Here is a 26,364-nt window from a genome sequence, read left to right as displayed (position 1 = left end):
CCAGGAATCTCCTCGGGTCGAGGCTATCGAACGTGGCCGGGACTCACCTGTGGACCGGATGCGGGATTTGCCGGGACGATCGAATATGCTTTCGAAAGAGGTCGCCGGATCCGGCGCGGAAGATTTTGTCGGTGGGCCTCGTTAGCATGACCGGCGATGTCCCTGGAGCGCCTCCGGGAGTCCGTTGCCCCGCGGGGGACGGGCCTTCGATCCGCCCCGTGAACCCTCGAGAACGGCTGAGAGTGAGCTTGTGTCTGACCGTCTGATCGTGCGCGGAGCGCGTGAGCACAACCTGAAGGACGTCTCGGTCGAGCTGCCGCGGGACGCCATGATCGTCTTCACCGGCCTGTCCGGGTCGGGCAAGTCCAGCCTGGCCTTCGACACGATCTTCGCCGAGGGTCAGCGCCGCTACGTCGAGTCGCTGTCGGCGTATGCGCGCCAGTTCCTCGGCCAGATGGACAAACCGGACGTGGACTTCATCGAGGGCCTGTCGCCGGCCGTCTCGATCGACCAGAAGTCCACCTCGAAGAACCCGCGCTCCACCGTCGGCACGATCACCGAGGTGTACGACTACCTCCGGTTGCTGTTCGCCCGGGCCGGCCGGCCGCACTGCCCGGAGTGCGGCGAGCCGATCGCCAAGCAGACTCCGCAGCAGATCGTCGACCGGGTGCTGGAGCTGGCCGAGGGCACCCGGTTCCAGGTGCTCGCGCCGGTGGTCCGCGGCCGCAAGGGGGAGTACGTCGACCTCTTCCGCCAGCTGACCGGTCAGGGGTTCTCCCGGGCCCGGGTGGACGGCGAGACCGTCCAGCTGACCGAGCCGCCGAAGCTGGACAAGCAGAAGAAGCACACCATCGACGTGGTGGTCGACCGGCTCGCGGTGAAGGCCTCGGCCAAGCAGCGGCTGACCGACTCGATCGAGACCGCGCTCGGCTTGGCCGGCGGCATCCTCACGCTGGACTTCGTCGACCTGCCGGAGGACGACGCGCACCGCGAGCGCCGGTTCTCCGAGAAGCTCGCCTGCCCGAACGATCACCCCCTGCAGATCGACGAACTGGAGCCCCGGTCGTTCTCGTTCAACTCGCCGTACGGCGCCTGCCCGGTCTGCACCGGTCTCGGCACCCGGATGGAGGTCGACCCCGAGCTGCTCGTGCCCGACCCGTCGAAGTCGCTCGACGAAGGCGCGATCCAGCCTTGGTCCGGGCAGAACGTCTCGCAGTACTTCGAGCGGCTGCTGACGGCGCTGGCCAAGGACCTGAAGATCAAGACCAGTACGCCGTTCGGCGAGCTGCCCGCGAAGGCGAAGAAGGCGCTGCTGACCGGCCACGACCGCCAGGTCCACGTCTCGTACAAGAACCGCTACGGCCGGGAAAGGTCGTACTACACCACCTTCGAAGGCGTCATCCCGTATGTCGAGCGCCGGCATGGGGAGGCGTCGAGCGACACGAGCCGGGAGCGGTTCGAGGAGTACATGCGCGAGGTGCCCTGCCTGGCCTGCAACGGGGCCCGGCTGAAGCCGATCTCGCTCGCGGTCACCCTGGGCGGCAAGAACATCGCCGAGATCAGCGCGATGTCGATCGACGAGGTGCACAGCTTCCTCGCCGGGATGGACCTGACGGCGCGGGAGAAGCAGATCGCCGAGCGGGTGGTGAAGGAGATCGGCGAGCGGCTCCGGTTCCTGCTCGATGTCGGCCTCGACTACCTCGCGCTGAACCGGCCGGCCGGGTCGCTGTCCGGTGGCGAGGCGCAGCGGATCCGGCTGGCGACGCAGATCGGCTCCGGCCTGGTCGGCGTGCTGTACGTGCTGGACGAGCCGTCGATCGGGCTGCACCAGCGGGACAACCGGCGGCTGATCGAGACCCTGGTCCGGCTCAAGGAGCTGGGCAACACGCTGATCGTGGTCGAGCACGACGAGGACACCATCGACCACGCCGACTGGGTGGTCGACATCGGCCCGGGCGCCGGTGAGCACGGCGGTCAGATCGTCGTCTCCGGCACCGTCGAGGATCTGCGCAACCACCCGGACTCGATCACCGGTGCCTACATCTCCGGCCGTCGCGAGATCCCGATCCCGCCGGTCCGGCGACCGCTGACCGAGGGGCGCGAGCTGACTGTGTACGGCGCTCGCGAGCACAACCTGCAGGACATCGACGTGACGGTCCCGCTGGGCGTGTTCGTCGCGGTCACGGGCGTGTCCGGTTCGGGCAAGTCGACGCTGGTCAACGACATCCTCTACACGTCGCTGGCCCGGCAGATCTACGGCGCCCGCGCGGTGCCGGGGCGGCACACCAAGATCTCCGGCCTGGAGCTGGTGGACAAGGTGATCCACGTCGACCAGTCGCCGATCGGCCGAACGCCGCGGTCCAACCCCGCGACGTACACGGGTGTCTGGGATCACGTCCGCAAGCTGTTCGCGGAGACGCCGGAGGCGAAGGTCCGGGGCTATCAGCAGGGCCGGTTCTCGTTCAACGTCAAGGGCGGCCGGTGTGAGGCCTGCTCCGGTGACGGCACGCTGAAGATCGAGATGAACTTCCTGCCGGACGTCTACGTGCCGTGTGAGGTTTGCCACGGCGCGCGGTACAACCGGGAGACGCTCGAGGTGCACTACAAGGCCAAGACGGTCGCCGACATCCTGGACATGCCGATCGAGGAGGCCTCCGAGTTTTTCGCCGCGATCCCGGCGATCTCCCGGCACCTGAAGACGCTCGTCGAGGTCGGCCTCGGGTATGTCCGGCTCGGTCAGCCGGCGCCGACCCTGTCCGGTGGTGAGGCGCAGCGGGTGAAGCTGGCGTCCGAGCTGCAGAAACGGTCCACCGGGCGGACGGTCTACGTGCTGGACGAGCCGACCACCGGTCTGCACTTCGAGGACATCCGCAAGTTGCTGGGCGTGCTCGGCGGCCTGGTGGACAAGGGCAACTCGGTGCTGGTGATCGAGCACAACCTCGATGTGATCAAGACCGCGGACTGGATCATCGACCTCGGCCCCGAGGGCGGTCGCGGCGGCGGCACGCTGGTCGCGGAGGGTACCCCGGAAGAGGTCGCGCAGAACTCGGCGTCCTACACCGGCCAGTTCCTCACCGAGATCCTGGCCGGCCGCGCCGCCAAGCCGAGTGCGAAGAAGCAGGCGGCCGCGGCGAAGAAGCCCGCAGCCCGTACTGCGACCTCGGCCGGCGCCGGCGCCGCGAAGAAGGTCGCCGCCAAGAAGACCGTGGCGCAGAAGACGGCGGCCAACAACACGGTCGCGAAGAACGCAGTCGCGAAGGACGCAGTCGCGAAGAAGACGGTCGCGAAGAAGGCCCCGGCCAAGAAGGTTGCCGCGAAGCGCGCCGCCGGCTGACCAGGCGTCACCCGGTGGTTGGTTGACTTCGGCAACCAACCACCGGGTGTTTGACGATCAAAACCTGCTACGGCAGGGAATCGCGCGCGTACCTTTCGATCCTGGTGCAATGGTTGTCCGACGACCCCGCCGCGCTGGAAGAGTAGTAGGGACTGAGTACGGGCGGGTTCCACGCGGGGAGAACCCGGATACGTTTAGATTAGGCAGGACCGAAGGTGTCGGACCGAAGGGGTAGATGTGTCGCGGCAGTACGACAGCCAGCTGATCGAATCGGTGGCAGTACGGCGCCGGCGACTGCGGGAAGCCTGGTTGTTCGGTTCGGCGCGATCGCGCAACACTCTGGACGAGGGCGTCACGAAGTTGTTCGCGAGTGCTGCCGTCGCGGCGGTGGTCTGCGCGGGATGCGTCGGCTACTCGTTCATCCAGGACTCACGGGGCAAGGAGAACGGACCCGTTGCCCCGAGCCCCGGTACGTCGGCGAGCCCTACGGCGCCGGTGAGTTCGGGGCCGAGCAGCGGCGTACCGTCGACACCGGTCGTGCCACCGACGCCGCCGCGATCCTGACGAATCCGTTGCCAGCTTCAGGAAATGGGCCGACCCCGGCCACGTCTATGGTGGGGACGTCAGCCGCCACCGACAACTCGGAGGGATACCAGCTGTGAGTGGACAGCGTTGGGACATGGGTAAGGACACCCTGAGCACCCTGGCCAAGAAGACCGGCACGGGCACGCAGGACCTGGGTGGTCTGGTCAAGCGCCTGGCCGCGGCCGCGCAGCCGCTGGAGGGCAAGATCCAGGGCGGCGGGTACCAGGCGTTCCAGAGCTTCAAGGGTCGCGTCGACGGGATCGCCGCGGACCTGAACGCCGGCCTCGCCGCGATCGCAAAAGGCCAGCAGGGCATGGACGCCGCCACCCGGACCGGTGAGAGCGACATGGCGCAGGCCGCCAAGAAGGCCGAGGGCGCGGCGAACTTCGACGGCGCCAAGTTCAACAAGCGCTGAGACGGGGAGAAGACTTCAGATGTCGGGACGCAACAGCTACGACAGCGGTGCAAGCGGCGAGACGCAGGCGGCGATCAAGAGCCTGTCCAGCCAGATCGAAACGCTGATCAGCCAGCACAAGTCCAACGTGAAGGCGATGCGCGGCGACGCCACGATGACCAAGGTGATGGACGACTACGGCGCGGTCGAGGAGAAGTTCAACGCGGCGGCGACCGAGGTGCAGACGATCATCAAGTCGCTGTCCGACACGCTGGCCCAGTTCGACGGCGCCGCGGACACGGCTTTCCAGGCGGCCTCGAAGGCCGTCCAGGACATCGGCAACACCTGACCGACCGGTACGACGAGGTAGGGGCGGCCGGCATGCGGATCGCGTGCTGGTCGTGACCTGTGCCGCGGCGGCGGCGTGATGCATCGGGTAGACGTTCGAGCCCTGCTCGGGGGCGGCGAGAGGTAGATCAATGGTCAACTGGACTGTCGAGGCTGCGGCGGCGATGGAGAGCCTGAAAGGGCTCCAGACCGAGGCCGGTGGGTTCGAAGCCATCGGCACGAAGCTCAGCAACTCGCTGGTGACGGCGGGCGAGCAGGCGTCGATGAGTGGCAAGGGCGGCCCGATCGGTGTCGCGATCAGCGAGTTCGTGGACAAGTGGAAGGAATCGCTGCCGGGCATGGTCAAGCACACCGGCGACGTTCTCCAGGGCACCGCGAACGCCCTCACCGCGCTGGCGAACGGCCATGAGGAGATGGCGCTGATCGCCCAGCGCGCCATCCAGCGCACCGACGGGGTCAGCCCACGCCAGGCGATCCGCAGCGCCGCCGCCGCAGCTGCTTCGGCGCCGAAGCCGCCGCGCAACGCGGTCTGAATCGGGGGAACCGCAGATGATCAAGCCCGAAGGCGTCCCGAAATTCCTCGGCAACCTGGAGAAGGTCCGCACTGCCGCGACCGACCTGTCCGCGGTCGGCGGCGAGATCGTGACGATCGCGCAGAACCTGGAACGCACCTTCCGCAACGGCATGACCGCGCACTACACAGACGGCCCGGAGAAGGGCCGGCTGGTGGACGCGATGCTGCCGGTCAAGGGCGAGGGCGAGCTGTTCGGCCGCGAGTTGCCCAAGGTGGCCAGCGCGCTGCACAGCTTCATCGATGAGGTGCAGGGCAACGTCAGCAAGCTGAACGGTGTGAAGGGCCGGGCCGAGGCCTTCATCCGCAAGGTCGGCGACACGCCTGAGGACGAGATCGACGACAACGAGGACTGGGTCAACGAGGAGAACCAGCTCCACAAGGACATCACGGACTCGATGCAGGCCATCAGCGAGGCCGAGTCGCGGTGCGCGAACAAGATCGCTGCCCTGTACGGCGGCCGCAAGTGGGACGAGAAGAGCGGACATCGCGACGGCGACCCGGAACCGGAACCCCAGGACGAGGAGAAGGACCCGCCGTGGGGTAAGCCGCTGGAGTACGACGCGCCCTGGTACGAGGACGCGGTGGACTTCGTCGGCGGTGTCCTGAAGGGCATCTTCGTCGACGGTCTGCTCGGCACCCTGGACGCGCTGACCACGCTGATCCCGATCCAGCCGCTGCTCAAGTCGCTCGGCGTGAACAGCATCTTCGGCTACGAGCTGAAGGGCTGGTCGGACTGCGGTACCGCGTGGAAGGGCCTCGGCCTGACGATGGCGTCGGCCGCGATGTGGACGATCCCCGGTGCGGCCGGGTTGATGCACGCGTTCTTCCCCGAGACAGCGGCGTACTTGGACAACGTCGGTCTGACCGTGCTGAAGGGCATGGTCGCGTGGGACATGTGGGGCGAGGACCCGGGTCGCGCGCTCGGCCAGGTCGGCTTCAACGTGATCACGACCGTCGGTACCGGTGGTGCCGGTGGCGCGGTGCGCGCTGCCGCGATCGGCGGCAAGTACGGCGGGATGGCGGCGAAGGCTGCCCGGGGCGCCGAGATGGCGGTCAACGTGGCCGGCAAGCTGCGACCGGGTCAGCTGGCGATCAACACCGCGCTCAAGCTGCCGAAGGTGAGCGACCTGGTCATCAAGGTCGGCAACACGCCGGTGATCGGTGGATTGGCGAAGTTCAGCGGTCTGGACATCCCGACATCGAAGGGCGGCCTGCCGAACGTCGGCGGTGTCGACGCCCCGAACGTGTCGACCGCCGACGCACCGGTGTCGGTTGGTTCGCATAACTCGGGTTCGAGTTCGAGTTCGGGTTCAAGCGACTCACCGTCGTTCGACTCGGGTGACAGCTCGTCGTCGAGTTCGAGTTCTGGGGATAGCTCGTCCAACTCCAGTTCCATCGACAGCTCGTCGTCCAACTCCGGCGACAGCTCGTCGTCCAGCTCCAGCGATAGCTCCTCCAGTTCGAGCTCCAACGACGGCCCGTCGTCGAGTTCGAGCTCCGGGGACAGCTCGTCGTCGAGTTCCAGTTCCGGGGACGGTTCGTCGTCCAGCTCGAGCTCTAGCGACGGCCCGTCGTCGAGTTCGAGCTCCGGGGACAGTTCGTCGTCCAGGTCCAGTTCCAGCGATAGCTCGTCGTCCTCCAGTTCCGGCGACAGTTCTTCGTCGAGGGCGTCGCACTCGGACAGTTCGAGTGGTTCGCACACAGATTCGCCGACGACGTCTCACGCGGACGGCCCGGGCAGCTCGAACACGGATTCCCCGAACACGTCGCATGCCGATTCGCCGAGCGGGACTCATACGGACTCGCCGTCGACGCATGCGGACTCGCAGACGACACCGGCGGGTCACCACGACTCGTCCAACTCGAACCAGCCGAGTCACATCGAGCAGCGCCTGCACCCGGACGGCCCGCCCACCCAGGGCCCGAGCCGCATCCAGGAACGCCTCAACCCGGAGTCCTCCGGTACACAGACGCCGTCGAGCACGCACACGCCCGACAGCCCACGTACGCCGGACATGCCGCGTACGCCGGACGCCCCACGTACCCCGGATGCCCCGCGCACCCCGGACGGCACCCACACTCCGCGCACGGACACTCCGCGGACCGACACGCCGCGTACAGACGGGCCGGACTCGATGACGCGGACCCCGGACGCGCCGACCCGTGCCGCCGACACCCCGCCGGTTGTTGCCCCCGTCAGCCCGCACATCGGCGGCCACACTGGCGGTCCCGGGCACACGGGCGGGCCCGGCACCCCACACGGGACGACGCCGCATCAGCCGAACACCCCGCATCAGCCGAACACCCCGCCGCAGCCCCCGCACGCACCGAACCAGCCGCACCCGAACCAGCCGAACGCGCCGCACCAGCAGCAGAACCAGCCGCAGCAGCCGAGCCAGCCGCCCGGCCCGCCGGTCGGTGCGAAGGGTCAGCAACGGCACGACGTGGAGCCGCAGCGGTACAACAACGGCGACCCCAACGGCACGTACACGCAGGAGATGACGAACCGGGTCGGCAACGACCCACTGGGGAACGTCGACGACTGGGTCCGCCACGGCAACCCGCACTACGGCACAGGTCACCCCGCCGCCACGAACAACTGTGGCGACAACTCCCGTGCGTTCGCCGACAACCTGCAGGGCGTGCCGCCGCGGATCGCCAACGGCGACATGCGCACCTGGACCGACCAGAACGGCGTCACGCGGCCAAGACCCGGTGAACTGCACGAGATGCACGAGTACACCGGTGTCCGCCCGGACCAGATCAACGTCCCGAACGCGAAGAACGCGGGCGAGTACACGGCCGGGGCGTACGACCAGATCCGGGCCAGCCTGGAGGGCCAGCCGCCCGGTACCGTCGCGATCATCGGTGGCCGGTGGGCCTCGAACAACCCCAATTCACCGACCAGCGGTCACTGGTTCAACGCGTTCGTCGACAAGGACGGCGTGGTCCGCTGGGCCGACATGCAGACCGGCGACATCGGTGGGTTCCCGCCGCCGTACAAGGGGAACTTCAGCGAGCTCCAGGTGATGACGCGCCGCCCGGGTGGCGAGTGGGAGTCGCCGGCCGCGCCGAGCATGAAGGTCGAGAAGGTCGGCGACAAGAGCGAGTTCACCCCGAACCCGCTCCCGAAGAGCGACACCTCGGGCCCCGCGCCGTACACCCCCGACGGCACCTTCACCCCGCCGCCCCCACAGACCCACCCCCTGCCCCCGAACGCACCCCCCATGCCTCCGCACGCGCCGTTCGGCCCGCAGAATCCCACCACACCGCATCACACGCCCCAGTACCCACAACAACCAGTACAAGCCCACCCCCAGCAGCCCCAGTACCCGGCGCAACCGCACCAGCCGAACGCGCCGCAGTACCCCCAGCAGCCGCACACGCCGCAGCAACCTGCCCACCCGCAGCAGCCTGCGCAACCACACCCGCAGCAGCCCCAGTACCCGGCGCAGCCGCAGCACCCGAATGCGCCGCAACATCCGCAGCAGCCGCAGTACCCGGCGCAACCGCAATACCCGAATGCGCCGCAGCACCCCCAGCAGCCGCAGGTACCGCAGCAGCACGCGCCCGAGTACCCGCAGCACCCGAATGCGCCGCAACATCCGCAGTACCCGGCGCAACCGCAGCACCCGAATGCGCCTCAGTACCCGCAGCACCCGGCTCAGCCGCAACAACCGCACTACCCGAACGGCCCGCAGCACCCGCAGCAACCTGCCCAGCCGCAGTACCCGGCGCAGCCGCACCAGCCGAATGCGCCGCAGTATCCGCAGCAGCCGCACGCGCCTGAGTACCCGCAGCAGCCGCAGGCTCCGCAGCAGCCTGCCCATCCGCATTCGCCGGAGTACCCGGCACAGCCGCATCCGCAGCAGCCTGCGGCGCATCCGACCCAGCCGCAGACGACGCCGACGCATCCGCAGCCTCACGAGCCGCAGACACCGCCGGCTCAACCGCACCAACCGTCGGCACACGAGCGCGCCCAGCCGCAGGCTCACCACCAGCCGGAGCAGCCGTCTGCCACGCGTCCCGCGGACAGCACGCACCAGGAGCCTCGCAGCCCGGAGCCCGGTGAGATCGACGCACGCCTGCACCCCGACGGCCCACCAGCGCCCCACGACCCGAACCGGATCGAGAACGCGTTGCATCCGGATGGTCCGCCGCTGCCGCGCCATCCGAACCGGATCGCGGATCGGCTCGACCCGGAGCGTCCCCGCGACCCGCGCGAGGACTTCATGCAGGACCGCCCCGGGGACCGCAACACGATCGACGATCGGCTCAACCCCGACGGCCCGCCGGCACCGCGTGATCCGAACCGGATCGACAACGCGCTACACCCGGACGGCCCGCATGCACCGCGTGATCCCAACCGAATCAGCGACCGGCTCGAACCGGAGCGGCCCCGCGACCCGCGGGAGGTCTTCATGCATGACCGGGCGGATACTCACCCCGACAGTCCGCGTGATCCTCGCGAGGACTTCATGCAGGACCGGCCGGGGGACCGCAACACGATCGACGACCGTCTCAACCCCGACGGTTCGCCGACTCCGCGCGATCCGAATCGGATCGAGAACGCGTTGCATCCGGATGGTCCGCCGGCAACGCGTGCGCCGCACGATCCGAACCGGATCGAGAACGCGTTGCACCCCGACGGCCCGCCGGCGCCCAGCGCACCGCGTGATCCGAACCGGATCGACAACGCGCTACACCCGGACGGTCCGCCGGCACCGCGAGATCCGAACCGGATTGAGAATGCGCTGAATCCGGATGCGCCGCGGGATCCTCGGCTCGACTTCCAGCAGGGGCCCGATGGGCACGGGGACCCGGGGTACCCGCCAGGTGATGGATTCGGGTCTGCGCCGGAGACTCGGGATGAGTTCGTTGCGCCGGCTTCGGAGGCGGACAAGGCGCAGTACCGCCGGATCCGGGAGGCCGACGACGTACAGGCGATGGCCGACAACACCGGCTTCCCGGCCGATGTGGTGGCGGAGGCGAAGGCGAACCTGTTCCTCCGCCAGCACGACGTCGCCACCGGCCCGAACCAGTCGACCCACGGCCACTTCAGCCCCCTCGACGGCCTCGGACCCCTGTGGGAGAAGGTGGCCCGCGGCGAGCGGCTGTCACCCGAGGAGACGAACCAGATCCGCGGGCTGATCGCGCACGAGTACGTCGAGGCCAAGCTGATGGAGGCGGGCCTGCCGTACCTGCAGAAGCACCCCGATGCGTTCGACGAGAACGGGATGGCCAGGTTCGACAAGGCGCACATCGGTGCACACACTGTCGCACCGCTCTCGATGCGGACGGCCGATATCGACATCCTGCGACACTGGGACAGGATCGGACTGACGAAGCCCGAAGGTGGCATCGCCCCGGACCTGTCCAACCTGGACGACGTCGTCCGGGCTGCGAGAGAGGGACTGGGTCTGTGACTGACCAAGGCGCGGCCGAGCGCGTACTGGAGCGACTGGCCGTAGTGAAGTGGGACGACGATGACGGGGCGTACCGTCATCAGCGGTCCCGGAGCAGGCTGTCGTACGAGTTCCTGCGGCGGTCCGCGCAGTGGGCGCAGGCGCTCGGGGCCTTGCAGGGCTGGCCGTTCAACGATCTGCCCGCCGCGATCGACCAGACCGTCAGGGCCGACAGCGCACTGGTCGACACCTTCATCGCCGGCGCCGGGCTCGACCCGGCGTGGGCGTCGGTGCAGCGCGCATCCGAGGCGGCCCTGCACTGGGCTGCCCTGGGTGAGTTGCCCCGGCAGCGGTTCCCGGAGCTCGACGATCCGTACGAGCCGTTGTTGCTGCTGCTCGAACGGGGCGGCGGCTTCATGGTGGGCAACGGGTTTGTCGAACTGGGGTACGGATCGGTCCCGATCAAGTCGCCGGCCGAGCGGGCGGCGTCGCAGCCGTTGCCGATCGACGAGGCGATGCTGAACGCGTTGGACGAGGAGAGCTGAGATGGCGGACGAGATCGATCAAGCGGTGCTCGCGCAGGCGCGGCAGAGGCTGGCCGACTGGATGAACGACAAGGTCGGCGACGATCCGCAGTTGCGGACGACGGCGGAGTCGTACGACGACTGGCAGGTCGGGTCGTACGAGGAGTTCCTGATCTTCTCCTCGCCGGGTGGGTTCACCAATCAGCTGTACATGGTCGGCGACGGCGTCGTCCAGCCGTTCTCGTACACGCGGGACGATGAGGAGTCGGCGGCCGAGAAGGCGCGTGCGCAACGCGATGGGCTGACCACGCCGGAAGCACAGGGTTGAAGAGCCCGCGGCGCCGAAGCCGGAGTCCAAGCCGAGCGACCGGGGGCGACCCCGTCCGACGGTGCGCGGACGCGGACAGGCCCGGCGGCCGGCCGGACTAGCCGATGGCGCGGCGGTTCAGGCCGGGGCGCGTAGGGCGGCGGTCAAGGCCGAGGCGGTTAGGGCCAAGGCAGTCAAGACTTCCGCCAGCGCCGCCAGGCCGACGATCGCAGCGCTTTGGGCAAGGTGACGGCAGGGGAGTGGTCCAGATCGACCGAGAGCTCCGCGAGCAGATCGCCGACGAGCCAGTAGACCCCAGTGGAACAAGGGTCATCGGCGTCGGCGTGCGTCTTCGCAACCCACCGCGCGAACGAATCCGCCCGGGCCTGCATGTCCTCCCGGCGATCCACCGGACAGATGGCGAAAAGATCGGTCGACGGTACTGCGAGCAGCGTGCCGCGCCCCTTGCCCGCCGTCGGCATGATCCGTTCGTGATCGACCAGGGCCATCCCGACCGTAGCGTCACCAGACCGACTCAACACCGACCAAGGAGCACCCTCGATGGGCTGGAACGTCAAGTCCGCAAGGCCTTCCAGGGTCAGCTCGAGCCCTGATGGCCGGCCTGGCAGGTGGAGTCCGTGCATCACCCGGCGGACCTGGGTGAGCCGGTGCCAGTCGGCCCCGCTCTGCAGGCCGAACACGATCTCGAAGTACCGGCCGAACGGTACGGCGAGTCCGGCAAGCAGGCTGTCCTGTCCGGTGGACCAGCCCTGTGGCCTGAGGGTCGCACGCTGCCGCACCACCACATCGCCGTACAGGTGCTCGTCGGTGGCGATGCCGATCTCGGCCACGACGGCGCGGAGCCAGTCGTCGACGGTGCGCGGCCAGAGGTGGTTCGGTTGCTCCCGGCATCGATCGACGAGCTCGATCAGACCGACCTCGGCGCTCGAGGTGAGACCGCCGCGGCTCCAGTACAGCTTGACGATCGGACCCGCCGGATCGAGCTCGGCGTCCGGTAACAGGACTGGCAACAGGTCGGCGACCAGGTCGAGAACCTGCGTGCCGTCGAACTGTGTATCGGTCATCGAAATGAACTACCCCTCCACTAGAGTCCTGTGCAGCATGCCATCCGATGCGTTCATCAGAGTCGAGGGGCCGGTCGGCTCAGCAGAGGAGAGATAGTGTCGACACGACTCGTGCACCGCCCGGCGCGGAGCACCCGGAGTATCGACACCGGGCAGCCGCGGGTGATCGAGACCCCGCCGCCCGGCGCTCGTGGCAAGGCCGGCGGTAACGCGATGCAGGCGTTGATGCCGGCCGTCGGCGTGCTCGGCTCGGTCGGCATGATGAGCACGATGCGGACCGGGACGTCTGCGGTGATCGGTGTCGGCGTGCTCTTTCTCACGTTGGTCGGCACCTTCGGGATGGCGTTCACCCAGCGCGGCCGGGCCGGCAAGGAGAGCAAGGACCAGCGCAACCGGTACCTCGACTACCTCGAGCGGTTGCGCGAGGAGTTCGGCAAGATGGAGCGCCAGACGCGCAAGCAGGCGCTCGCCCTGAACCCGCCGGCCGACGCGCTGGTCGACTGCGTTCGCGACCCGTCCCGGTTGTGGGAGCGGCGGCGCAGTGATCCCGACTTCCTGCTGGTCCGGTGTGCGACCGGCCGGATGCCCGTTGTTCCGGCCACGCTCGCGTCGTCCGGCTCGATGATGGACCCGCCGGACCCGTTCATGATGGCCGAGGCGGAGGCGCTGGCCCGCCGGTTCGCGTTGATGCCGGACATGCCGCTGACGATCCCGCTGGATCTCGCGGGCAACGTCAGCATTGTCGGCGACCGGGAGGGCGTCGTACGGATCGCGCGGGCGTTGATGCTGCAGGCGGCCGTGTTCCACGCGCCGGAGGATCTGGAGGTCGCCGCCGCGTTCCCGCCGTCGGCCCTGCCCCAGTGGCAGTGGGTCGGCTGGTTGCCGCACTCGGTGGACCCGGATCGGCGCGAGGGGCCGCATCCGTTCCGGCGGATCGCGGCGAAGCCCGCGGAGTTGGCCGAGCTGATCCACGAGGACCTCGCGTCCCGGGCGACGCTGGCCAGTGAGGCCAAGCGCGGTTCGTTGGGATCGGACCAGCGTCGGATGATCCAGCGTCTGCTCGTCCTGCACGACACGTACGGTTCGGTGGCGACCGAGGTTGCGACAGCGGACCCGACACTGAGCATCGGTGATCTCGGTGTCACCGTGCTGCACCTGGTCTCGGACCGGATGCAGGAGCCGAGCAACGTCGCCATCCGGATCACCGTGCAGGAGGGCGAGGTCCTGGTCGAGGACCTGCGCGGCGGTGGCTACATGACCGCGCAGGGCCGGCTGGACGACACTCCGCTGGCGACGGCCGAGGGATTGGCTCGGTCGCTGGCGCCGTTGCGGCTGTCCGAGGAGTCGCTGGAAGAGGACGCCTCGCTGAAGACCGTCGACTTCATGAGCCTGCTGGGGATGGAGGACCCGGGCCAGGTCGACCTGAAGACGATGTGGATGCCCCGGCACGAGCGGGCGTTCCTGCGGGTCCCGCTGGGGCTGGACAGCCAGGGTCAGCCGGTCGTGCTGGACCTGAAGGAGTCCGCCCAGCTCGGTATGGGACCGCACGGCCTGTGTATCGGCGCGACCGGTTCCGGTAAGTCCGAAGTACTTCGAACTCTGGTGATGGGCCTCCTCGCGACGCACTCGCCGGAGGATCTGGCGATGGTGTTGATCGACTACAAGGGTGGCGCCACGTTCGCGCCGTTCGACGGCGTACCGCACGTGGCCGGCATCATCACCAACCTGGTCGACGATCCGAGCCTGACCGAGCGCGCGTACGCGAGCCTCGCGGGCGAGGTGCAGCGCCGGCAGCAGATGCTGAAGGACGCCGGGAACGTCGCCAACATCACCGACTACCGGCTGCTCCGCCGGCAGCGGCCGGAGATGCCGCCGTACCCGCACCTGTTCGTGCTGATCGACGAGTTCGGCGAGCTGCTCACCGCGCGGCCGGACTTCATCGACCTGTTCCTGTCGATCGGCCGGATCGGCCGGTCCATCGGTGTCCACCTGCTGCTCGCGAGCCAGCGGGTCGAGGGTGGCAAGCTGCGCGGTCTGGAGACCTACCTGTCGTACCGGCTGGGTCTGCGCACGTTCTCCGAGGAGGAGAGCCGGACCGTCCTGGACACCGACGACGCGTTCCACCTGCCGCCGCTGCCCGGTTTCGGGTACCTCAAGGTCGACACCAGCGTGTACCAACGGTTCCGCGCGGCCTACGTGTCCGGTCCGTACAAGGGCCGCGTGATCCCCGAAGAGGAAGAGGCCAAGGACGGTCCCGCGGTCCGCCCGTACCTCGTCACGCCGTACCAGCAGCCGGATCTGGAAACACTCGCGGCCGAGGACGAGAAGGACGAGGACAAGGACGACTCGACCGAGCGGACCACCGGCCCGACCGTGCTCGGCGTGTTCGTCGACCAGGTCAAGCCGTCCGCGACCCCGGTCCCGCAGGTGTGGTTGCCGCCGCTGCCGAAGATGGTCACGCTAGACCAGGTCGGTGGCCCGGTCGACATCAGTGCACGGCGCGGCCTGCAGTACGTCGTACAGAGCCCGCCGATGGCACCCGCGATCGGTGTCATCGACGACCCGCGCAAGCAGGCGCAGAGCGTGTTCCGGCTCGACCTCACCCACGCCGGTGGGCACTGCGCGCTGATCGGTGGACCGGCGTCGGGCAAGACCACCTTCATCCGGACTGTGGTCACGTCGCTGGCGCACAGCTACACGCCGCAGGAGGTCGCGATCTACGCGATCGACCTCGCCGGTGGCGGTCTGGCCCCGTTGGCCGACCTGCCGCATGTGGGCGGCGTCGCGATCCGGACCGACCGGGAGAAGATCCGCCGCACGCTCGAAGAGATCCGCGGCATGCTGGACCAGCGCGAGATCGTGTTCCGGGACCGCGGGATCGACACGATGGAACGGCTGCGCGCGATGCACGCGAGCGGTCAGGTGCCGGAGTTGCCGGTCGCGGACGTGGTGCTGGTGCTGGACAACTACGGCGCGATCAAGACCAGCTTCGACGACATCGAAGAGACGATGGCCGACCTGATCCAGCGCGGCAGCTCGTACGGCGTCCACGTGGTCACCACGATGCTGCGCTGGAGCGACGTCCGGATGGCCACCCAGGCGTTGTTCGGCACGATGCTCGAGCTGCGGCTGAACGACCCGGCCGACTCGAACATCGACCGCCGGCTGCAGGACACGATGCGCAACGCCGGCCCGGGCCGGGTGCTCACCCCGCGGAACAAGCTGTTCGCGCAGCTCGCTCTGCCGCGGGTGGACAGCCTGCTGCAGGACGACGACCTGAGCGACGCGATGCAGGGCCAGGCGCTGGCGCTCGGTTCCGCCTGGCAGGGTCCGACCGCGCCGAAGGTCCGGATGCTGCCGTACCGGCTGGAGCGCAAGAGCCTGCCGAACCCGCAGGCCGAGCCGGTCACCGTCCCGATCGGCCTGGACGAGACCGCGATGGCGCCGGTCCTGCTCGACCTGTTCGAGCGGGACGGGAATCTGGTCATCTTCGGCGACACCGCGTCCGGCAAGACCAACCTGCTGAAGCTGGTCATGCAGCAACTGATCGACCGGTACAGCTCCGACCAGGTGGTGTTCGCGGTGATGGACCCGCGGCGCGGCCTGCGCGGGTTCGTGCCGGATGCGTACCTCGGCGGCTACGCGACCAGCGGCCGGGTGGGCGCCGGGCTGGCCACCGGCGTCTCGAGCGAGCTGGAGAAGCGGCTGCCGGACGACCTGAACGACGCGGCGCCGCCACCGGTCGCCGGGCCGAAGGTGGTCGTGGTCGCCGACGACTACGATCTGCTGACCACCGGCGGCCAGGCCCCGATGGACCCGTTCCTGCCGTACATCGCGTCCGGGCGGGACATCAGCCTGCACTTCATCGTCGCCCGCCGGGCCAGTGGGGCCGGCCGGGCCCTGTACGAACCGTTCCTGACCACCGTGATGGAGACCGGTACGGCCGGTCTGGTGCTGTCGGGCGACAAGAGCGAGGGCGCGCTGTTCACCGGCGCGACACCGGGGAACTTCCCGGCCGGCCGCGGGCTGTTCGTCCGCCGCGGTGAACGGCCGTCGCTGATCCAGACCGCACTGGCGGACGGGACCACGTCCACCGACGAGGGAGAAGGCGGAGACAAGTGAGCTACGACGTGGTGGCGCTGATCGACGGACGGCCGTCGTACGAGGACGTGCTGGCCGGCATGCTGGCCGCCGGACCGGACTGGCTGGTGCGGGACGTGTCCGACGGCGCCGTGCTGCAGCTGTGCGATCCGCAGGGTCAACCGCTGGCCTCGCTGGAGGCGCCGATCCTGATCCAGGTGCCCGGCGAGGTGCAGCGGCTGCTCGGCCCCGAGGTGGGCGAGGTGGAGACGCCGGTCTGGTGGATGGAGGTCCGCGCGGCCCCGCAGGACGGCGGGCCGGAGCTCGCCGACCGGTACGCCGAGACCCTGGTCGACCGGCTCGGCGGTCAGGTCTGGAAGCCCAAGCCACCACCGTTCAACCCACCAACTCCTTCGAATGGTGCTGGAGGCAACGATGCCTAACCCGGTCGAGCTCAGCCCCGCGATCGACCTCCTGACGGACAAGGTCGTGGTGATCATGCAGGACCGGCCGGTGGTCGGGATGTCCGCCTGGCTGGTGGACGCCCTGGCCGCGGCCGAGGCCAGGGATCTCGGCGTCCAGCTGGTTACCCCGGCGAGCACCCGGCTGACGTTCGCCGTCCGGACCACCCTGTTCAGCGGACGGGAGTCGCGCTGGGTGGTGACCGAGCCGAACGGCGAGGGCGCGTACGACGGTCTGGGTGGCACCAAGCTGCAGTGGGACGGCGAGATGTTCTCGGCGGTCGCGGCCGGCGAGCAGGACAAGGTCGACATGAGCCCGACCTTCGTCGCGGTCGACCTGGAACTGCCGTGGCAGCTGCTGGTCACCGCCCGGGTCCGCTACCAGGCGCTGGAATCGACCGTCGTCTGCAAGGCGGCCGAACAGTTGTTCACCGACCTGACCGGTGTCGCGCCGGCCGGGTGGGGGACGGCCGAGCCGGTGACCCAACCGTGGAACGTCGGCCAGCTGACGTCGTACTGCCGCCGCCGCGCGCCGAAGCCGACCTGGCTGTCCGTCGCCGGTGGCAAGGGCGACCGGAGCGCTTCCGGTTCGGTGGAGATTCACCGTCGGCCGGCCGGGCTGGAGGAGGTCATCACGATGGCCGTCGCCACGCCTGACGGGCTGCCGACCCCGGCGGACATCCAGAAAGTGGGGGAGAACCTGGCCGACGCCTTCACGCTGGTGTCGTTCTTCGCCCAAGGTGGCCGCGGCAACGGCACCGATACGAACTCGATGCCGCACTGGGTCGGCGTACCGGCCCCGATGGCGATGGCCGTCGGCAACGACGCGCTGCAGGGCGAGGGACTGGCCAAGGCGCTGGACGTGACGGACATCGCCGAGATCACCCCGGTGAAGATCGGCCCGGCCGCGTCGCCGGTGGTCTGGTACCCGATCGGGGACGGCAAAAGCCAGCTGGACTGGAACATCTACAGTGCTCTCCTCGGCCGGCTCGTCCCGCCCGGGGCACCGGTCTCCGCGTAGTACTTGTTCTAGGCAACGATCAGAGAGGTGTGACGGGTGGCAGCGGTCTACAGCCGGGTGACGATCATCGGGCGGCAGCGTCAGATGGACGCCGTACTGCCGGTCGACGAGCCGTTGGGCCGGCTGATGCCGGACCTGCTGCGGATGCTCGGCGAACCGGTCGATCCGTCGCCGCGGCGCAGGTACCTGACCACACCGGCCGGGCAGACGGTCTCGCTCGAGCTGACCCTCGGCTCGGCGCAGATCGGTGACGGCGCCGTACTACGCCTCGCCGCCGAGGGCGAGGTGCCGCCCCCGCCGACCGTGTACGACGTCGCCGAGGAGGCGGTCGACGACCTCGAACGGCGCGGCACGACCTTCCAGCGCAAGCACCGGCACCGGGCATCCGGCGCGGCGCTGATCTTCGCGCTGCTGGCCGGAGCGATCGCGCTGGTCCGCTCGCTGGACGCGGACGTGGCGTCCTTCATCCTGCTGATCGTCGCGATCATCACCGGTCTCGGTGGCGTCGTGCTCGGCCGGGCCGGGCAGCGCACCACCGCGATCACGCTGCTGATCGTCACACCGGTCCTGCTCGCGGTCGTGGGCTGGTCGCTCGGGTTGTCCGAGGGTTGGTCGACGCCGATGCGGGCCGGGATCACCGCGCTCGGCCTCGCGCTCGGGCCGCTGCTTTTCGCGATGGCCGGTCTGGTCGGCGGTGGTCTGGTCGGCGGCGGTACGGCGATGATCTTCGCGGTCATCTGGATCGTCGGAGTCGGTGCTGGGGTCTCGGCCGAGAAGCTGAGCGCTCTGGTCGCGGTGGTGGCGGTGCTGTTGCTCGGCGTACTGCCGCGGCTGGCCCTGTCGATGTCCGGGCTCACCGCGCTGGACGATAACCGGGCCCGTGGCAACGAGATCGGCCGCCCTGACGTCGAGGCGGCGCTGAACTCGGCGCACGTCGGTCTGGCGTTGTCGGCTGCGTCGATCGCGATGTGGTCCGCGGCTGCGGGTGTCGTGCTCGCGCTGTACGGATCGGCGTGGACCGTCAGCATCGCGGCCCTGCTTGCGCTGCTGTTGTGCTCCCGTTCCCGGCTGTATCCGCTGGCCGCAGAGGTGTTCGGGCTGTTCCTGGCCGCGGGTGTGGTGATCGCCGCACTGGTCCAGGATCTGTCCCAGCAGCCGGTGGGTGGCACACTGGTAGCAGTCGGGCTGCTCGTGGTGGTGGCGATGGTCGGTGCGTTCGGCCTGAGCTGGACGCCGCAAGACCACGTGCAGGTCCGGCTCGGTCAGGTCCTGGACCAGATCCAGGTGCTGGCCGTGGTCGCGCTGGTGCCCCTCGTGCTCGGAGCGTTCGGGGTGTTCAGCGATCTGCTCGACGTCTTCTGATCGGATGGTATGACCGGGCCGAACTGGCAGGCGGACATGATGAACCGCCTCGACGACGACGCGACGGCAGCCGCCAACGCCGCCGCCCCGACTGGTCAACCCGCCGGGCCTCCGCAGTCCGCCGGACAGCCCGCGCCTGGTGCGCCGGTCCAGCAGCAGCCCACGATGCCGCCGCCTCCGGTGCCGTCCGGTGGTGGGTGGGGTGCGCCCGTGCCATCGCAGGAGCAGCAGCCGCCGTACGCGCAGCAGCAGCGCGATGCCCAGCAGTCCAACGCGCCCCAGCAGCAGTACGGGCCGCCGCAGCAGTACCAGCAGCCGCAGTACGGGCCGCCGGGGCAGCAGCCTTACTACCCGCCGCAGCAGTACGACCAGGGTGGGTATCAGCAGCAGTACGCGCCGCCGCCACCCCCTCAGCAGCCGCAGTACCCGCCGCCGCCTCCGGAGTATCCGCAGTACCAGCAGCCGCCGGCGCCGCAGTACGACCCGCAGCAGTATCAGCAGCAGCCTCCGCCGCCACAGCAGCCGCAGTATGAGCAGCCGCCGTATGGGGTGACGCCGCCGGTCCCGCCTGCGCCGTATGAGCAGTACCCGCAGCAGCAGTACGGGCCGCCGCCACAGCAGCCGCAGTACCAGCAGCCGGAACCGCAGCACCCGCGGTACGAACAGCAGACGCCGCAGTATCAGCAGCCCGCGCCACAACAGCCGCAGTACGAACAGCCGGCGCCGTACCAGCAGCCTGCGCAGCAGTATCAGCAGCCGGTGCAGTACGACCCGAACTACGGTCCGTCGCCGCAGGGTGGGGGCGCTTGGGACGGGCCGCCGCCGCAGGATTCGGGTGGGTGGGACAGCCCGGGGCCTGAGGGGCCGGGGACGCATGCGTACACGCCGACGTATCACGATCCGCTGGCCGGGCCGTTGCCGGTGGTATCGGATTCGGTGGGGCTGGAGCACGAGGACCGGCCGGGGGCAGGCGGGTTCTTCCGCCGGATCGGGCGGTTCGCGGCCGAAGCGGCGTACATCGCCGGGGCGTCCGGCCGGATGCAGCGCGACGTCGAGAACATCGCGATCATCCGCCGCCCGATCGGGATCGGCCGGATGATCGGCGTGATGGGCCCGGTGCCGTCGAGCGGTACGTCGATCGTCACCGCGCTGCTGGCCGACACGATCGCGGCGCAGCGGACGGATCTCGTGCTCGCGGTCGACGCCTGCCCGCGCGAGGGCAAGCTGACCCATCGCCTGGAGAACGGCGTCGCGAACGCCCCGAACTCCCGGGTCCAGCTGGCCCGCGCCGAACCCACCGCGGACGCGATCAGTGACGTCCTCGCCGCCCGGAACGTCGGCGGGGCGAACCAGATCCCGCTATCGCTGGTGGACTGCCCGGCTGGGTTGTACGAGGAGGCCACCGCGTACGTCGCGGGCGCGTCGCATGCGGTCGCGCTGGTCATTCCCTCTTCGCGCGACGATGCGCTGAACAGCATCAACGAACTCGACCGGCTGACCCCCGACGGTCAGCACATGCTGGTCCAAAAGGGCCTGGTCATCATCGCGGAGAACCACCCCGACGACCCCGAACCGGTCCGCTGGCTCCAGTCAGCCGTCTCCGACCGGGGCCTCGGCTACGTCGTCCTCCCGTACGACGACCACCTTGCGCGCGCCTGGCCCCTCCGCCCCGAAGCCCTGGACCCCGCCACCCGCCGAGCCGTCCTGGAACTAACGGCCCGCCTGATCGAACGAGCCACCACCCGCTAACCCCACCCGCCGGCTGCCACCCTCTCCCCGACGGACAGCCGCCTTCCCTCGCCGGGACCTTGAACAACAACGCGGGACCGTGAACACGACACGATCCTGTCCGAGCTCCCCGCAACCAGTCCGAACTCCCGACAACCTGTTCACGGTCCCCACCCGCTGACACTGGCTGCCACCCGCAAACGCTGTCCGAAGCCGCCATCGCGAAACGCTTACCGAGACTGTGAACAACAACGCGGGACCGTGAACACGGCACGACCTGTCCGAGCTCCCCGCGACCGGTCCGCGGTCCCCACAACCTGTCCGAGCTCCCGGTGACGTGGTCGCGGTCCCCACACGTCTCCCGTTGTCAGAGGTGTTCCCGGGGGTTGCCTCTGACCTGCGGTTTCTGGGGTGTGACGAGTGGATTTCGTTGGCCGGGGGACTGAACCGAACCTGGCATCTGGTCGTTTGTCCGGGTGTGGCCCGATTTGGTCGGGTCAGGTAGAAAGCATGTAGCAGAGCGTTCAACTACTTTCCCCCAGGCTCTTGGAGGTCCAGATTCATGAGCGACGACAGCACGGCAGAACTGACCCGGGCGATCGACGCCCTGCGTGACCGGCGGGCGGTGCTCCGGAGCGCGGCCGTCGCCGGCCTCGCCGGCGTGAGCGTGCCGCTGCTCGCCGCATGCGGTGATGACGGCGGCAGCGCGGGTGGTACGTCGACCACCTCGGCCCCGTCATCAGCGCCGACGTCGGCGCCCTCCTCGGCCGCGTCGAGCGCGCCGTCCAGCGCAGCGACCACCGGCAGCGGAGCGGCGCTCGGGCCGGTCTCGGAGGTCCCGGTCGGCGGCGGCAAGATCTACGACAGCGCGAAGGTGGTCGTCACCCAGCCGACCGCAGGACAGTACAAGGGCTTCAGCGCGGTATGCACGCACCAGGGATGCGTGGTGTCGGCGGTCACCAGTTCGACCATCGACTGCATGTGCCACGGCAGCAAGTTCAGCGCCACCGACGGCAGCGTTGTGAACGGCCCGGCCACCGAGCCGCTGGCCACGGTCAACGTCACGGTTCAGGGCGGCAACATCGTCGGCCCGGCGTAAAGCACCAAAGCAATCCCGCCGGCTCAGTGGGGTGTGGGGGACTGAGCCGGCGGGATGCCTCGGGGTGGTCAGCGCTGTGCAGCGGCTGGGTCTACCTTGCCGGTGAACAGGAGCTTGTTCGGGGAGTCGGTGCCCGGGTCGGTGACCTTGTCCGGAGTGGCTGCGCCGACCAGTGCGGTCGCGACGTCAGCCGGCTTCGCGTCCGGGTGGGCGCTCAGATACAGCGCGATCCCACCGGCCACATGCGGCGCCGCCATCGACGTACCGCTCATCTTGGCCGTCGCGTCCGGTCCGGTGATGCCGACCGACTCGATCGCGACGCCGGGCGCGAACACGTCCACGCACTTGCCGAAGTTGGAGAAGTTCGCCCGCGCGTCCTGGTCGTCCGTCGCCCCGACCGTGATCGCCGACGGTTCCCGGGCGGGCGACGTACCGCAGGCGTCCGCACTCTCGTTGCCCGCAGCAACGGCATAGCTGACGCCGGAGTCGATCGACGCCTTCAGGGCCGCGTCGAGCGCCTGGTCCGCGCCGCCGCCGAGGCTCATGTTCGCCACCGCCGGCTTCTTCGCGTTGGCGGTGACCCACTCGATCCCGGCGATCACGGTCTCGGTCGAGCCGGATCCGTTGCAGTCCAGCACCCGTACGCCGTACACCTTCGCGCCCTTGGCCAGCCCGTACGTCGTACCGGCGATCGTCCCCGCGACATGGCTGCCGTGACCGGCGCAGTCGACGCCGTTCTGGCCGTCGCCGACCGTGTCGGTGCCGACCGAAGCGCGGTCGCCGAAGTCCTGGTGAGCCGCGTAGATCCCGGTGTCGATGACGTACACGCTCACGTTGTCGGCGGTCGCGGACGGCTCGAACTTCTGGTCCAGCGGCAGATCCCGCTGGTCGGTCCGGTCCAGGCCCCACGGCGGGTTGTCCTGGTCCACGGTGATCTTCTGGTTCTGCTGGACGAACGCGACCCGCGAGTCGGCGGCCATCTTCTTGGCCTGGTCCTCGCTCATCGACGCCGAGAATCCCTGGATGGACGAGCTGAAGCGCTTCCGCACCTGCGCGTCGTACGACGTCGCGAGGCTCTGCGTGGTGGCCCGGGTCGCCGCGGCCGACCGGTTGCCGGCGAGCACGACGACGTAACTACCTGGGATCGCCGTCGGGCTGCCGGCGCCACGGATTGAAGCCTGTGCCGGATCCGGGGCCGGTTCGTAGGCCGAACTCGCGGACGCGGTGATGATCAGGCCGGACGCGGCGAGCGCGGCGGCCGCGGTACCACCGAGCACGGCACGAATCCGGCGCGGACTGCTGAATGGGGACATGGGCGGAACTCCCTCAAGTCAGCGCGAAGCCTGGTTGCCTCACGCACCTGCACGTCAACCCTGGCGGCGACGTTACGCTCCGCGCTCATCCCAATCCGAGATCAATCCGACGATATGAGGCAACCTGCAACACGATCTCAGCGCCATCGAGAAGCTGAGACCTTGCCGTGGTCAACCGTTGATGTTCTGCCTGCCCTTGAAGTTGTCATAACGCCGTACGGCGAACTCGTAGGACTCGGTGATCAGCGGCTGGATCCGGTCGATCGTGCCGTCGGAGGGGGACAGCACACAGATCCAGTGCTGTGGGGCGTAGACCGGGTGCGGCATCACCGTGTCGAGCGCGGTGTAGTCGTGTCCGGTGTCCACCACGCCGGCGTCGTCCCGCGCGGCTGGTGGGTTGCCGAACAGAGATGTGTACGTCGCCTTCGTGAGGCCGAGGTTGAGTCGATAGACGCCGGGGCGGTCCAGGTTCGACACCGACTCGTAGGTGTCGGCGGACACGATCGTGGCGAACGGCATCTGTCGTTCCGCCGGCAGGTCCATGGATGGGTCGTAGATGAAGAAGAGGTCGCCATACGCGGTCGGGGTCTGGACGCCGGGCAACGTGAGCAGTTCGGTCAGTCGGTCGATATCCATGCTTCAAGCGTCGCATTGAACCCGCACTAGAGACTTTTCCATCATCGAGCGGCACAGATCGGGCCTTGTCGGCGGCGCGAACTAGGGTGGTCTCGTGGCTGATCCATCGTCCTACCGTCCGGCTCCGGGCTCCATCCCCGATTCGCCCGGGGTGTACCGCTTCAGCGATGCCGGCGGGCGGGTGGTCTATGTCGGCAAGGCGAAGAACCTGCGCGCCCGGTTGTCGTCGTACTTCCAGGATCTGGCGAATCTGCACCCGCGGACGCAGGCGATGGTGACGACGGCCGCGAAGGTCGAGTGGACGGTGGTCGGCACCGAGGTCGAGTCGCTGCAGCTGGAGTACTCCTGGATCAAGGAGTACGACCCGCGCTTCAACGTGAAGTACCGGGACGACAAGTCCTACCCGTGGCTGGCGATAACCCTCAACGAGGAGTACCCGCGGGTGATGGTCGGCCGGGGCCAGAAGAAGAAGGGCGTGAGGTACTTCGGCCCGTACAGCCATGCCTGGGCGATCCGCGAGACGGTCGATCTGCTGCTCCGGGTGTTCCCGATGCGCTCGTGCAGCAAAGGCGTCTTCAACCGGCATCGCCAGATCGGCCGGCCCTGCCTGCTCGGCTACATCGGCAAGTGCGCAGCACCCTGTACGGGCCAGGTGACCCAGGACGAACACCGCAAGATCGTCGAGGACTTCGCCGCGTTCCTGTCCGGCCAGACCGCTACGTACGTGCGCCGGCTGGAGAAGGAGATGAGGGCCGCCGCCGCCGAGCTGGAGTACGAGCGGGCCGCCAAGATCCGCGACGACCTGGCCGCGCTGGAGAAGGCGCTGGCCAAGAACGCGGTCGTGCTCGGCGACAGCACCGACACGGACGTGATCGCGCTGAGCGAGGACCCACTCGAGGTCGCGGTGCAGATCTTCTACGTCCGCGGCGGCCGGATCCGCGGTCAGCGCGGCTGGATCGCCGACAAGGCCGACGGTACGGCGACCACGGGCGACCTGGTCTCGCACTTCATCCAGCAGCTGTACGCCGGGGACAACGCCGACGCGAGTCCGCGGGAGATCCTGGTCCCGACCCTGCCCGAGGACGTGGAGGCGCTGTCCGAGTGGCTGACTGAGCTGCGTGGTTCCAGGGTGTCGATCCGGGTCCCGCAGCGCGGTGACAAGAAGGCGCTGATGGAGACGGTCGAGCGGAACGCGCTGCAGACGTTGACGATGCACAAGACCAAGCGGGCCAGCGATCTGACCACCCGGAATCTCGCTCTCGAAGAGATCCAGGCGGCCCTCGACCTGCCCGAGGCGCCGTTGCGGCTGGAGTGCTACGACGTGTCCAACCTGCAGGGCACCGAGGTGGTCGCCTCGATGGTGGTGTTCGAGGACGGGCTGCCGCGCAAGAGTGAGTACCGGCGCTTCGTGATCAAGGGCGTCGACGGGCAGAACGACGTCGCCTCGATCGCCGAGGTGCTGACCCGGCGGTTCAAGCGGCTGCTGGACGAGCGGGCCGTGCTGCAGCAGGACGAGGATCCGTCGGCCGCGCTGATCGATCCCGAGACCGGCCAGGCCAGGAAATTCTCGTATGCGCCGGGCCTGGTGGTCGTAGACGGTGGTCCGCCTCAGGTCGCGGCGGCCCGGCAGGCGATGGACGAGCTCGGCCTCGGCGACATCCCGGTCTGCGGTCTGGCCAAGCGGCTGGAGGAGGTCTGGCTGCCGGACGAGGAGGACCCGGTCATCTTCTCGCGGACGTCGGAAGGTCTCTATCTGCTGCAACGCCTGCGGGACGAGGCCCACCGGTTCGCGATCACGCACCACCGGAACCGGCGATCCAAGTCGATGGTGGAGAGCGTGCTGGACGAGGTTCCCGGCCTCGGCGACGTCCGGCGGAAGACGCTGCTGCGGCACTTCGGGTCACTGAAGAAGCTCCGCCAGGCGACCGTCGACGAGGTGGCCGATCTGCCCGGATTCGGCCGCCGGACCGCCGAGTCCGTAGTACTGGCGGTTAACGCTGTCGCAACGAAGGCTGACACCGGCCGGGTACCGGCGGTCAACACCGCGACGGGCGAGATACTGGATGACGACGGGCCGGAGCCTGCCGGTCCCGCCTGACGGGGAGATC

The 26,364-nt window shown here is 69.0% G+C and carries 18 protein-coding genes; 15 read left to right on the top strand and 3 right to left on the bottom strand.

From position 1 onward, the window contains the following. Positions 1 to 250 precede the first annotated feature (250 nt). From uvrA to EV643_RS18425, 8 genes are all read left to right on the top strand, one after another. Positions 251 to 3,334: an excinuclease ABC subunit UvrA gene (gene uvrA, locus EV643_RS18460; protein ID WP_133801324.1), complete on the top strand. Its 3,084-nt coding sequence runs from the start codon at positions 251 to 253 to the stop codon at positions 3,332 to 3,334. Between the two features lie 237 nt (positions 3,335 to 3,571). Next, complete coding sequence (locus EV643_RS18455) at positions 3,572 to 3,898, top strand: hypothetical protein (protein ID WP_133801323.1); 327 nt, start codon at positions 3,572 to 3,574, stop codon at positions 3,896 to 3,898. A 115-nt stretch (positions 3,899 to 4,013) separates the two neighbouring features. Continuing rightward, entirely contained in the window at positions 4,014 to 4,334 is a 321-nt protein-coding gene (locus EV643_RS18450; RefSeq protein ID WP_133801322.1) for a hypothetical protein, read from the top strand. Positions 4,335 to 4,353: 19 nt separating this feature from the next. Beyond that, on the top strand, positions 4,354 to 4,662 hold the full coding sequence (locus EV643_RS18445) for a hypothetical protein (RefSeq protein WP_133801321.1): 309 nt from the start codon (positions 4,354 to 4,356) through the stop codon (positions 4,660 to 4,662). Between the two features lie 130 nt (positions 4,663 to 4,792). Beyond that, positions 4,793 to 5,194 carry a DUF6507 family protein gene (locus EV643_RS18440; RefSeq protein ID WP_133801320.1) on the top strand — a complete coding sequence of 134 codons (402 nt, stop codon included), beginning with the start codon at positions 4,793 to 4,795 and terminating at the stop codon, positions 5,192 to 5,194. 16 nt (positions 5,195 to 5,210) lie between these two features. Beyond that, positions 5,211 to 10,661: a toxin glutamine deamidase domain-containing protein gene (locus EV643_RS18435; protein WP_133801319.1), complete on the top strand. Its 5,451-nt coding sequence runs from the start codon at positions 5,211 to 5,213 to the stop codon at positions 10,659 to 10,661. Then, positions 10,658 to 11,185, top strand: a complete 528-nt coding sequence (locus tag EV643_RS18430) for a hypothetical protein (protein WP_133801318.1) — start codon at positions 10,658 to 10,660, stop codon at positions 11,183 to 11,185. The genes EV643_RS18435 and EV643_RS18430 overlap by 4 nt, the downstream gene beginning before the upstream one ends. Before the next feature lies 1 nt (position 11,186). Then, positions 11,187 to 11,492 carry a hypothetical protein gene (locus tag EV643_RS18425; RefSeq protein ID WP_133801317.1) on the top strand — a complete coding sequence of 102 codons (306 nt, stop codon included), beginning with the start codon at positions 11,187 to 11,189 and terminating at the stop codon, positions 11,490 to 11,492. Between the two features lie 173 nt (positions 11,493 to 11,665). Here the strand turns inward: EV643_RS18425 and EV643_RS18420 are convergent, their stop codons facing one another. After that, positions 11,666 to 12,556 carry a hypothetical protein gene (locus EV643_RS18420; RefSeq protein ID WP_133801316.1) on the bottom strand — a complete coding sequence of 297 codons (891 nt, stop codon included), beginning with the start codon at positions 12,554 to 12,556 and terminating at the stop codon, positions 11,666 to 11,668. A gap of 96 nt (positions 12,557 to 12,652) precedes the next feature. On the opposite strand from EV643_RS18420, the gene eccCa reads away from it, so the two are divergent. From eccCa to EV643_RS18390, 6 genes are all read left to right on the top strand, one after another. Continuing rightward, the gene (gene eccCa, locus EV643_RS18415; protein ID WP_133801315.1) at positions 12,653 to 16,678 is read left to right on the top strand and encodes a type VII secretion protein EccCa; all 4,026 of its coding nucleotides are present in this window, start codon (positions 12,653 to 12,655) and stop codon (positions 16,676 to 16,678) included. After that, positions 16,675 to 17,079, top strand: a complete 405-nt coding sequence (locus EV643_RS18410) for a hypothetical protein (RefSeq protein ID WP_133801314.1) — start codon at positions 16,675 to 16,677, stop codon at positions 17,077 to 17,079. The genes eccCa and EV643_RS18410 overlap by 4 nt, the downstream gene beginning before the upstream one ends. After that, entirely contained in the window at positions 17,072 to 18,118 is a 1,047-nt protein-coding gene (locus EV643_RS18405; protein ID WP_133801313.1) for a DUF6177 family protein, read from the top strand. The genes EV643_RS18410 and EV643_RS18405 overlap by 8 nt, the downstream gene beginning before the upstream one ends. A gap of 36 nt (positions 18,119 to 18,154) precedes the next feature. Further along, complete coding sequence (gene eccD, locus EV643_RS18400; protein WP_133801312.1) at positions 18,155 to 19,480, top strand: type VII secretion integral membrane protein EccD; 1,326 nt, start codon at positions 18,155 to 18,157, stop codon at positions 19,478 to 19,480. Between the two features lie 9 nt (positions 19,481 to 19,489). Continuing rightward, the gene (locus EV643_RS44885; protein WP_202869607.1) at positions 19,490 to 21,229 is read left to right on the top strand and encodes a MinD/ParA family ATP-binding protein; all 1,740 of its coding nucleotides are present in this window, start codon (positions 19,490 to 19,492) and stop codon (positions 21,227 to 21,229) included. A 541-nt stretch (positions 21,230 to 21,770) separates the two neighbouring features. Then, positions 21,771 to 22,307, top strand: a complete 537-nt coding sequence (locus tag EV643_RS18390; RefSeq protein WP_133801311.1) for a Rieske (2Fe-2S) protein — start codon at positions 21,771 to 21,773, stop codon at positions 22,305 to 22,307. 68 nt (positions 22,308 to 22,375) lie between these two features. On the opposite strand, the gene EV643_RS18385 is transcribed toward EV643_RS18390, so the two are convergent. Both EV643_RS18385 and EV643_RS18380 read right to left on the bottom strand, forming a co-directional pair. Beyond that, positions 22,376 to 23,620 carry a S8 family peptidase gene (locus EV643_RS18385; protein WP_133801310.1) on the bottom strand — a complete coding sequence of 415 codons (1,245 nt, stop codon included), beginning with the start codon at positions 23,618 to 23,620 and terminating at the stop codon, positions 22,376 to 22,378. 171 nt (positions 23,621 to 23,791) lie between these two features. Further along, complete coding sequence (locus EV643_RS18380) at positions 23,792 to 24,256, bottom strand: DUF6194 family protein (protein ID WP_133801309.1); 465 nt, start codon at positions 24,254 to 24,256, stop codon at positions 23,792 to 23,794. A gap of 94 nt (positions 24,257 to 24,350) precedes the next feature. On the opposite strand from EV643_RS18380, the gene uvrC reads away from it, so the two are divergent. After that, positions 24,351 to 26,354 (top strand): excinuclease ABC subunit UvrC, encoded by a 2,004-nt coding sequence (gene uvrC / locus EV643_RS18375; protein ID WP_133801308.1) that lies wholly within the window; start codon positions 24,351 to 24,353, stop codon positions 26,352 to 26,354. The last annotated feature ends 10 nt before the right edge of the window (positions 26,355 to 26,364 follow it).

This window comes from Kribbella caucasensis (assembly GCF_004361855.1).
In the GTDB taxonomy this organism is placed as follows: domain Bacteria; phylum Actinomycetota; class Actinomycetes; order Propionibacteriales; family Kribbellaceae; genus Kribbella; species Kribbella caucasensis.
This window is presented reverse-complemented; position numbering and strand designations above follow the sequence as displayed.

Bases quoted from the DNA above. Each gene is read 5' to 3' on its own strand.
- EV643_RS18450 (WP_133801322.1), top strand. From the start codon at position 4,014: ATGGGTAAGGACACCCTGAGCACCCTGGCCAAGAAGACCGGCACGGGC.
- EV643_RS18440 (WP_133801320.1), top strand. From the start codon at position 4,793: ATGGTCAACTGGACTGTCGAGGCTGCGGCGGCGATGGAGAGCCTGAAA.
- EV643_RS44885 (WP_202869607.1), top strand. From the start codon at position 19,490: ATGACCGGGCCGAACTGGCAGGCGGACATGATGAACCGCCTCGACGAC.
- EV643_RS18435 (WP_133801319.1), top strand. From the start codon at position 5,211: ATGATCAAGCCCGAAGGCGTCCCGAAATTCCTCGGCAACCTGGAGAAG.
- EV643_RS18445 (WP_133801321.1), top strand. From the start codon at position 4,354: ATGTCGGGACGCAACAGCTACGACAGCGGTGCAAGCGGCGAGACGCAG.
- EV643_RS18420 (WP_133801316.1), bottom strand. From the start codon at position 12,556: ATGACCGATACACAGTTCGACGGCACGCAGGTTCTCGACCTGGTCGCC.
- EV643_RS18425 (WP_133801317.1), top strand. From the start codon at position 11,187: ATGGCGGACGAGATCGATCAAGCGGTGCTCGCGCAGGCGCGGCAGAGG.
- EV643_RS18405 (WP_133801313.1), top strand. From the start codon at position 17,072: ATGCCTAACCCGGTCGAGCTCAGCCCCGCGATCGACCTCCTGACGGAC.
- EV643_RS18385 (WP_133801310.1), bottom strand. From the start codon at position 23,620: ATGTCCCCATTCAGCAGTCCGCGCCGGATTCGTGCCGTGCTCGGTGGT.
- EV643_RS18390 (WP_133801311.1), top strand. From the start codon at position 21,771: ATGAGCGACGACAGCACGGCAGAACTGACCCGGGCGATCGACGCCCTG.
- EV643_RS18380 (WP_133801309.1), bottom strand. From the start codon at position 24,256: ATGGATATCGACCGACTGACCGAACTGCTCACGTTGCCCGGCGTCCAG.